Origin of the sequence: Bradyrhizobium sp. (assembly GCF_035273305.1) — a bacterium.
Lineage (GTDB): Bacteria > Pseudomonadota > Alphaproteobacteria > Rhizobiales > Xanthobacteraceae > Bradyrhizobium.
Genome location: NZ_DATEPI010000177.1, coordinates 1 through 9640, shown reverse-complemented (window position 1 = coordinate 9640; position 9640 = coordinate 1). Strand labels below are relative to the sequence as shown.

Below are 9640 nucleotides of genomic sequence, written 5' to 3'. Positions count from 1 at the left end.
CGCTGAGCGAGGCGGAATTCAAGGCCATGTCGGCGCATTATGACGATGCGAAGATCTTTGAAATTATCCTGCTCTGCGGATTTTATCGCACCGTCTCATATTTCGCGAATGGGCTTGCTCTGCCGCTGGAGGAGGGAGCCGCGCGTTTTCCTGCGATGCGCCGCAGTTAGCCGAACCGCCTTGTGGCAACGTGATCGAACTCGGAAGAATGGAAATAGGGCGGCTGGGAGGAACGCTACGCCACTCCGGCGCGCAGCACGTCATGGACGTGAACGATACCAACCGGCCTCTTGCCCTCGGCGACAATCAGCACGGTCACGGCAGGCTTGGAAGAGTTGAGTGTCTCCAGCATTTCGGTGGCGAGCATGCCCGGAGGAATCGTCCGGGGATTTTTGGTCATCACCTCGTCGACCAGTGCAGTCATCAGGTCGGGCCGCATGTGACGGCGCAGGTCGCCATCGGTGATGATGCCGGCGATATCGCCGTCGGCGTCGACGATGCAGACGCAGCCGAATCCTTTTGACGACATCTCCACCAGCGCGTCGGACATTTGGGTGCCGAGCGGCTTGACCGGGATCGCCTCGCCCGTGTGCATGATGTCCCGGACGAATTTGAGCATCGCGCCCAACTTGCCGCCGGGATGGAAATTCGCGAACTCGAGCGCCGTGAAGCCGCGGCCCTCGAGCAACGCGATCGCGATCGCATCGCCGATCGCTGCCTGCATCAGCGACGAGGTCGTCGGCGCCAGATTGTGCGGACAGGCCTCGCGCGCCTTCGGCAGTTCGAGCACGATGCGCGCCGCCTCGCCCAGCGAGGACGTTGCGCTTGAAGTCAGCGCGATCATCGGTATCGCGAAACGGCTGGAATAGTTGACCAGGTTTTTCATTTCCGGCTGCTCGCCGGACCACGACAGCGCGATGATGACATCGTCCGGCGTGATCATGCCGAGGTCGCCGTGCCCGGCCTCCGCGGCGTGCACAAAAAAGGCAGGCGTACCAGTGGAAGCAAGCGTCGCGGCGATCTTGCGCGCCACATGCCCGGACTTGCCCAGGCCGGTGACGATGACGCGGCCTTTGGCATTGCGGATAATGTCAACTGTCTCGGCAAAAGCGACCCCGAGCGGGCCTTGAAGCGCGGCGGTGAGCGCGCTGACACCGCTGATGCCCGCATCGAGCGTGCGCAATGCCGATTGGACAGCAGCATCCGCGGCTGTCCCGGATGATTTTGCCATCAGCGGTTTTGAATTAGCCATTTCAGATTCCGAAGGGGAGGTGGCAATGCGTTCGCGCCGCGAGCCCTCTTAGCACGCCCCCTCTCGCGACGCGACGCGCAGAGGCGGTCTTCAACGGCTCATTAACCATAATTGTTTTAACTCCATTAACCCACGTTTGCCGCGGAGGCGCGGAACCAGGCCGACAAGCCTATGAAGTTGTTGGAGTAATTTGAATCGTGATGTTGGGTCCAGCAACGGGCCGCCGCATGCGCGTGACCGCCTTACGCGCGGTTTTGCCGTGCCTTGCGCTGATGTTGCTCGCTCGGAGTCCATTGCACGCCCAAACGCTTACGCCTGACCTGTTCAGTCCGACGCGCGATGCGTTCGTGCGGCCGTCCGATTCGCCACTGCGCCGGCGCGCCGATAAGAGCGATCCGCTCAATGGTCCCGGGGTTCGCCGTCAAGCGGGTTCACTCGCGAATTCGCGTGTCAGCCAGATTGATGTAGCAGCCGCCAGCGGCGCTTCGGGCTCAGGCTTCGATTCGCTAAATCGCCCACGCAAAAACAAGAAATTGTACCCGGGCCAAGCCAAGTCGACACTGTTGGCCGGTGTCGGAAAGCCCGTCCTTGCGATGCCGACGGGTCGGCTTTCGATGCCGACGTCGGAGGCCGCGCACACGCCGCCGATCGCCCCGGCAATGGCAGGCACAGTGATCGGACAGCCGCCGCGCAAGAGGCTGAAAATCGACGACGATCCATTCGGCGCTGTCGGCGACTACGCTGGCAGCTTCCTGATCAGGTCGGCGCTCGAACTGGGTGGCGGCTATGACAGCAATCCCGCTCGCATTACCCTTGCAAAGGGATCGCCGTTCTACGTAGTGGCCCCGGAACTTCTCGCAGTCTCCGATTGGGAGCGTCACGCCGTTGTCGCCGATCTCAGAGGTTCGTTCACGGGTTACGGCAACACCTTTCCGTCCACTAACGGCACCATTGCTTCGGCCCCGACCAGTCTCGACCGGCCGGATTTCACTGGTCATATCGACGGCCGTCTCGATGTCAGCAGCGATACCCGTTTAATGGCGCAGCTTAGGTTGCGTGTCGCAACCGACAATCCCGGCAGCCCCAACATCCAGGCCGGGCTGGCAAACTATCCCGTTTACAGCAATCTCGGCGGCACGTTCGGCGCGGACCAGACTTTCAACCGACTGCAGCTTTCCGCTGGCGGCACGATCGACCGCACCGCCTATACCGATTCAAAACTTACAGATGGAACATCGACCACCAACGACGATCGAAATTTCAACCAGTACGGTGGGGTCGGCCGCGTCAGCTACGATTTGTTGCCGGGCGTCAAGCCGTTCGGCGAAGTCGAGGGCGACAGCCGCTTGCATGATCTGCAGTTCGACCGCAATGGCTACCAGCGCAATTCGTCCGGCGGGTATGCCAAGGTCGGCTCGTCCTTTGAGTTCTCGCGGCTGCTGACCGGTGAAATCTCGGCCGGTTACGCCGTGCGCGACTACGTCGATCCTCGCCTGAACCGGCTGCAGGGCCTGCTGGTTGCTTCTTCACTGGTATGGACGGCGACGCCGCTGACCACGGCGAAATTCTCTTCCACCACCTCCATCGACGAGACCGTGGTCCCCGGGGTTTCCGGCGTGCTGACGCACATCTATAGCGTCGAGGTCGACCACGATTTTCGCCGCTGGCTTACCGCGATTGGAAAATTCACCTACGGCACCTACCAGTATCAAGGCGACAACCGGTTCGACCGCACTTACGCGGTCGCGGGCGATTTGATCTACAAGATGACTCGAAGTTTCTGGATCAAGGCCACGCTGCGGCGCGATGTCCTCAACTCCAATATTGCCGGCGCGAGTTCAGCCTCGACGGTGATGATGCTCGGCGTGCGAATGCAGAACTGAGGCCGTTGTCGGCGCTCTCACCTCGGCAGGTTCGTCGCCCCCATCAAGAACTGGTCGATCGCTCGCGCGCACAAGCGACCTTCGCGGATCGCCCAGACCACGAGGGATTGGCCCCGGCGCATGTCGCCGGCGGAGAACACATTCGGCACCGAAGTCTGATAGTCCGATGTGTTGGCGCGCACATTGCCGCGCGGATCGAGATCGACCCCAAGCGTCTTTAGCAGGCCCTCATGCACCGGGTGGACGAAACCCATTGCCAGCAGCACCAGCTCCGCGTCGATCTCGAATTCGCTTCCCGCAACCGGCTTGAACTTCTCGTCAACATGCACGCAATGCAGCTTCTTGACCTTGCCGTTTTCGCCTGAGAACCGTTGCGTCAGCACAGCGTATTCACGCCTTGCGCCTTCAGCCTGACTTGACGAGGTCCGCATTTTCAGAGGCCAATTCGGCCAGGTCAGGCCCTTGTCCTCATGCTCCGGCGGAGCCGGCATGATTTCGAGCTGCGTAACAGAGAGCGCGCCTTGCCGGAACGAAGTGCCGATGCAGTCCGATCCCGTATCGCCGCCGCCGATCACCACCACATGTTTGCCGTTGGCGAGGATATCCGGGGCGCCGGCGAGCGGTTCATTAGATACGCGGCGGTTCTGCTGCGGCAGGAAATCCATCGCGAAATGAATGCCGTCGAGATCGCGGCCGGGAATCGGCAGGTCGCGCGCGGCCTCCGCGCCGCCGGTCAGTGCCAGCGCGTCATATTGGTTCAGCATGTCACGCGCGTCGGCGCCGACATGGATGCCATAGTGGAACGTCACGCCCTCGGCTTCCATCTGCGTCACCCGACGATCGACGACATGCTTCTCCATCTTGAAATCGGGAATTCCGTAGCGCAGCAGGCCGCCGGCTTTGGCGTATTTCTCGAACACATGCACGTCGTGCCCGGCGCGTGCGAGTTGCTGCGCGCAGGCAAGCCCAGCCGGGCCAGAGCCGACGACCGCAATCTTCTTGCCGGTCTTGTGCGCCGGTATTTCCGGTTTGACCCATCCGTTATCCCAGGCGCGATCGGCGATTGCGCATTCGATCGTCTTGATGGTGACGGGATTGTCATCGATGTTGAGCGTGCAGGAAGCTTCGCAAGGCGCGGGACAAATACGCCCGGTGACTTCGGGGAAATTGTTGGTCGAGTGCAGGTTGCGCGATGCTTCTTCCCAGTTGTCCTGATAGACCAGATCGTTGAAATCGGGGATCTGGTTGTTGACCGGACAGCCCGGTGTGCCCGGCGCGACCGAACCGGTGCCGTGGCAATAGGGAATGCCGCAATTCATGCAACGCGCGGCCTGATCGCGGGTTTCCTTTTCGCTCAAGGGAACGACAAACTCGCGATAGTTCTTGATGCGCTCTGATACCGGCGCGTATTTGCGATCGTGCCGTTCGATCTCCAGAAATCCCGTAATCTTGCCCATTAAGCCGCAGCGCCCCCGAACACTTGCTCGTCATTCGCAGCTTCGCACAGCTGGAACGACGTTAGAATTTTCTCTTCCCTCATCCTAAGCGAACAGCGGCTTCGCGGACTCAAAGGATGAGGTTTGTTTCTCTACGCCCCGATTGCGATCTTCGGCTCGGCGTCGGCGTTGGCCTTCAATTCCTTTAGCGCACGGCGGTATTCGACCGGCATCACCTTGCGGAATTTTGGCAGCCACTGTTTCCAGTTTGCCAGAATTTCCGCGGCACGCCTGGAGCCGGTCAACTTGGCGTGGCGGGTGACCAGGATGTGCAGCCGCTCGATATCAGACTCCAGCAGATTACCGAACACGTCGACCCGGCCGTGAGCCTCGAGATCGCCCATCGCGTGATAGGCATTCTCGTTGACCATTTCTTCCGAGAACACCGGCTCGAGTTCGATCATGGCCATGTTGCAGAGCCTGGGGAATTCGCCGCTCTCGTCCAGCACATAGGCGACGCCGCCTGACATGCCGGCCGCGAAATTGCGTCCGGTCTTACCGAGCACAACCACGATCCCACCGGTCATGTATTCGCAGCAATGATCGCCGGCGCCCTCGACCACCGCAATCGCGCCGGAGTTGCGCACCGCGAAACGTTCGCCGGCGATGCCACGGAAATAGCATTCGCCCTCGATCGCGCCGTACATCACGGTGTTGCCAATGATAATGGATTCTTCCGGCACGATACCCGAATTGTGCGGCGGCCTGACAATGATGCGGCCGCCGGACAATCCCTTGCCAACGTAATCGTTAGCCTCGCCTTCAAGATCGAACGTGATGCCACGCGCCAGCCAAGCGCCGAACGCCTGGCCCGCGGTGCCCTTGAAGCTCACCTGGATGGTATCGTGCGGGAGGCCGGCATGGCCGTAAATTCTGGCTACCGTCCCGGACAGCATCGCCCCGGCGCTGCGGTCGGTGTTGTTGATCTCCATATCGATCTTCACTGGCGCGCCGCGATCCAGCGCCGCCTGCGCGTTGTCGATCAGCCGGCGATCGAGCACGGCCTCCAGATGATGGTTCTGCGCTTCCGCGTGATAGATCTTTTGGCCCGACACTTCTTTTTGTCGGACGAACAACTTGGAGAAGTCGAGACCCTTAGCCTTCCAGTGCGCAACCAGCGTGGACTGGTCGAGCATCTGGGTCTGGCCGACCATCTCATTGAACGTGCGGTAGCCGAGCGAGGCCATGATCTCGCGCACTTCTTCGGCCACAACGAAAAAATAGTTGATCACGTGCTCGGGCTGGCCGGTAAAGCGCTTGCGCAGCACGGGATCTTGCGTGGCAACGCCGACCGGGCAGGTATTGAGATGGCACTTGCGCATCATGATACAGCCCGCCGCGATGAGGGGTGCGGTGGCAAAGCCGAATTCATCGGCGCCCAACAGCGCGCCGATCACCACGTCGCGCCCGGTACGGAAGCCGCCGTCGACCTGCACCACGATGCGGCTGCGCAACCGCTCGCGCACCAAGGTCTGGTGAGTTTCGGCCAGCCCAATTTCCCAGGGCGAGCCGGCATGTTTGATTGAGGTGAGGGGAGAGGCCCCGGTGCCGCCCTCGAACCCAGCGATGGTGACGTGGTCGGCGCGCGCCTTCGCAACCCCCGCCGCAACCGTGCCCACGCCGATCTCGGAGACGAGCTTCACCGAGACTTGACCCTCGGGGTTGACGTTTTTGAGGTCGTAGATCAGCTGCGCGAGATCCTCGATCGAATAGATGTCGTGGTGCGGCGGCGGCGAGATTAAGCCGACCCCCGGCGTGGAGTGCCGGACTTTTGCGATCGTCGCGTCAACCTTGTGGCCGGGCAATTGCCCGCCTTCGCCGGGCTTTGCTCCCTGCGCCATCTTGATCTGCATCATGTCGGCGTTGACCAGATATTCGGCGGTGACGCCGAAGCGGCCGGAGGCAACTTGCTTGATCGCCGAGCGCATGGAATCGCCGTTCGGCATCGGCTTGAACCGATCGGCCTCCTCGCCGCCTTCGCCGGTATTGGACTTGCCGCCGATTCGGTTCATTGCAATCGCCAACGTCGTGTGCGCCTCGCGCGAGATCGAGCCGAATGACATCGCGCCCGTGGCAAAGCGCTTGACGATCTCCCTGGCCGGTTCGACCTCATCGAGCGGAACTGGTTTCCGCCTTTCGTCCTCGGCGCTCCTGATCTTGAACAGGCCGCGCAAGGTCAAAAGCCGCTCGGATTGCTCGTTGAGGATTCTCGCAAACGCCCTGTAACGCTCCTGCGAGTTTCCGCGGACCGCGTGCTGTAGCGTCGACACGGACTCGGCTGTCCATGCGTGATCCTCGCCGCGGGTGCGATACGCATATTCGCCTCCGACATCCAAGGCGTTCTTGTAGACTGGCGCATCGCCGAATGCGTCGGCATGACGGCGCGTAGTTTCCTCCGCGATTTCGGCCAATCCCACCCCCTCGATCCGGGTGTGGGTACCGACAAAATACTTTGAGACGAAATCCGCCTTCAATCCGACCGCGTCGAAGATCTGCGCGCCGCAATAAGATTGATAGGTCGAAATCCCCATCTTCGACATCACCTTTAACAGGCCCTTGCCGATCGATTTGATGTAGCGCTTGACGATTTCATAATCATCCAGCGCCGAGGGCAGCCGATCTTTCAGTGCGATGATGGTCTCAAACGCCAGATAAGGGTTGATCGCCTCGGCACCATAACCGGCCAGGCAAGCGAAATGATGCACTTCGCGCGGCTCACCAGATTCCACCACCAGCCCGACGGAGGTACGCAAACCGGTGCGGATCAAGTGATGATGCACGGCGGCGCAGGCGAGCAGCGAGGGAATCGGGATTCGATCCGAGCCGGCCATGCGATCCGACAGGATGATGATGTTGACGCCCTCGCGAACGGCGGCTTCGGCGCGCGCGCATAGCTCATCGAGCACCTGTTCAAGCCCGGCCGCGCCAAGCCCGGCATGGAAGGTGGTGTCGAGCGTTCGCGACTTGAAATGAGTGTCGGCAATTTCCGAAATCGAGCGGATCTTTTCCAGATCGGCATCGGTCAGGATCGGTTGGCGCACTTCGAGACGCTTGGTGCCGGCCATGCCCTGTAGATCGAACAGGTTCGGCCGCGGCCCGATAATCGAAACCAGGCTCATTACCAACTCTTCACGGATCGGATCGATCGGGGGATTGGTGACCTGCGCGAAGTTCTGCTTGAAATAAGTGAACAACTGCTTCGGCCGATCCGACAAGGCTGAGATCGGCGTGTCGTTGCCCATCGATCCGTTGGCCTCTTCACCAGTTGAGGCCATCGGCGTCATCAGGATGTTGATATCTTCCTGGCTGTAGCCGAACGCCTGCTGCCGATCGAGCAGCGGCAGGTTGGAGCGCATGCCCTGGATCGGCGCATCCGGCAGCTCTTCCAGCACGATCTGTGTGCGGTCGAGCCACTTGCGATACGGATGGCTGCGCGCCAGTGAAGCCTTGATCTCGTCATCGGGGATGAGTCGGCCCTGTTCAAGGTCGACCAGCAGCATCTTGCCCGGCTGCAGTCGCCACTTCGTGATGATCTGCTCCTCCGGGATTTTCAGCACGCCCATTTCCGAGGCCATGACGATTCTATCGTCGCTGGTCACGAGATAGCGCGCCGGGCGCAGGCCGTTGCGATCCAGCGTGGCTCCAATCTGGCGGCCATCCGTAAACGCGATCGCAGCAGGCCCGTCCCACGGCTCCATGATCGCCGCGTGATATTCGTAAAATGCGCGACGCTCTTCGTCCATCAGCGGGTTGCCGGCCCAGGCTTCCGGAATCATCATCATCATGGCGTGGGGTAGCGAGTAGCCGCCCTGCACCAGGAATTCGAGGCCGTTATCAAAGCAAGCGGTATCGGACTGGCCCTCGTAGGAGATCGGCCAGAGTCGGCTGATGTCCTTGCCGTACAATTCCGAATGCACCGAAGCCTGGCGGGCCGCCATCCAGTTGACGTTGCCACGCAACGTGTTGATTTCGCCGTTGTGGGCGATCATCCGGTACGGGTGCGCCAGCGACCATGTCGGGAAAGTGTTGGTCGAGAAACGCTGGTGCACGAGGGCAAGCGCGCTCTCGAAATCCGGCTCGCTCAAGTCTGGATAATATTTGCCGAGTTGATCGGCGAGGAACATGCCTTTGTAGACGACGGTGCGACACGACAGCGATACCGGATAATAGCCGGCAAGGCCGCGGTCGCGGCGCTGGTAGATAGCCTGCGAAATCGACTTGCGCAGGATGTATAGCCGTCGCTCGAACTCGTCAGCTGTCTTGGCCGTGCTGTTGCGCCCGATGAACACCTGCATGTGCGCGGGCTCGGTGGGTTTGACGGTTTGGCCGAGCGAGGAATTGTCCGTCGGCACGTCGCGCCAGCCGAGCAGCACCAATCCTTCGGCCTTGATCTGATCGGCGATGATGCTCTTGATTACCTTGCGCCAGGCCGCCTCTCTCGGCATGAACAATGCGCCGACCGCATGATCACCGGGTTGCGGCAGCTTGAAACCGATTTCAGCCGCCTTGCGCGCGAAGAAAGCGTGCGGGATCTGCACCAGGATGCCGGCGCCGTCACCCGCGCGCGGATCGGCACCGACGGCGCCGCGATGCTCCAGGTTGCACAGAATATTGAGCGCATCGAAAATGATTTGATGCGATTTCTTGCCCTTGATATTGGCGATAAAGCCGACCCCGCACGAATCCTTTTCGAGAGCAGGATCGTACATGCCGTCAGCCAAAGGACGCCCGTCATGCTCGTGCCAGGATGCGAGTTCGTGCAGAGCGGCGGCCGATTTGGAATCGAGAGCCGTCGACAGCGCATCTGTCACGACGTCGTTGCGCTCCAACTCCGACCCGCTCATCTCGCGTCCTCTCAACTCTCGAACGGCCTCGCCTCGTCGGCGCACCTTGGGCGTCCTGCGGCACCCACCGGGCCACCGCTCGTCCTCCGCGAGCCGTAATTTCAGAATTCAGACCGGGCGTTCAACGTCCCCGAGGAACGGCCCTTGCCTGCACTTTTCTCGGCA

Annotated in this window: 4 protein-coding genes and 1 pseudogene; 2 read left to right on the top strand and 3 right to left on the bottom strand. The window is 61.1% G+C overall.

Translation table 11 applies throughout. The features are described from left to right. Window positions 1-170, top strand: a pseudogene (locus VJV58_RS12445) (carboxymuconolactone decarboxylase family protein); the annotation flags it as partial. A 65-nt stretch (window positions 171-235) separates the two neighbouring features. On the opposite strand, the gene VJV58_RS12440 reads toward VJV58_RS12445, so the two are convergent. Beyond that, the gene (locus VJV58_RS12440; RefSeq protein ID WP_324137647.1) at window positions 236-1252 is read right to left on the bottom strand and encodes a KpsF/GutQ family sugar-phosphate isomerase; all 1017 of its coding nucleotides are present in this window, start codon (window positions 1250-1252) and stop codon (window positions 236-238) included. Between the two features lie 227 nt (window positions 1253-1479). Between VJV58_RS12440 and VJV58_RS12435 the strand changes: the two genes are divergently transcribed. Then, complete coding sequence (locus tag VJV58_RS12435) at window positions 1480-3135, top strand: outer membrane beta-barrel protein (protein WP_324137646.1); 1656 nt, start codon at window positions 1480-1482, stop codon at window positions 3133-3135. Window positions 3136-3152: 17 nt separating this feature from the next. Here the strand turns inward: VJV58_RS12435 and VJV58_RS12430 are convergent, their stop codons facing one another. Both VJV58_RS12430 and gltB read right to left on the bottom strand, forming a co-directional pair. Beyond that, window positions 3153-4592: a glutamate synthase subunit beta gene (locus VJV58_RS12430; protein ID WP_324137645.1), complete on the bottom strand. Its 1440-nt coding sequence runs from the start codon at window positions 4590-4592 to the stop codon at window positions 3153-3155. 131 nt (window positions 4593-4723) lie between these two features. Then, window positions 4724-9475 (bottom strand): glutamate synthase large subunit, encoded by a 4752-nt coding sequence (gene gltB, locus VJV58_RS12425; RefSeq protein ID WP_324137644.1) that lies wholly within the window; start codon window positions 9473-9475, stop codon window positions 4724-4726. Window positions 9476-9640 lie beyond the last annotated feature (165 nt).

Excerpts from the sequence above, each read along its gene's own strand:
- VJV58_RS12440 (WP_324137647.1), bottom strand. The coding sequence starts at position 1,252 with ATGGCTAATTCAAAACCGCTGATGGCAAAATCATCCGGGACAGCCGCG.
- VJV58_RS12435 (WP_324137646.1), top strand. The coding sequence starts at position 1,480 with ATGCGCGTGACCGCCTTACGCGCGGTTTTGCCGTGCCTTGCGCTGATG.
- VJV58_RS12430 (WP_324137645.1), bottom strand. The coding sequence starts at position 4,592 with ATGGGCAAGATTACGGGATTTCTGGAGATCGAACGGCACGATCGCAAA.
- gltB (WP_324137644.1), bottom strand. The coding sequence starts at position 9,475 with ATGAGCGGGTCGGAGTTGGAGCGCAACGACGTCGTGACAGATGCGCTG.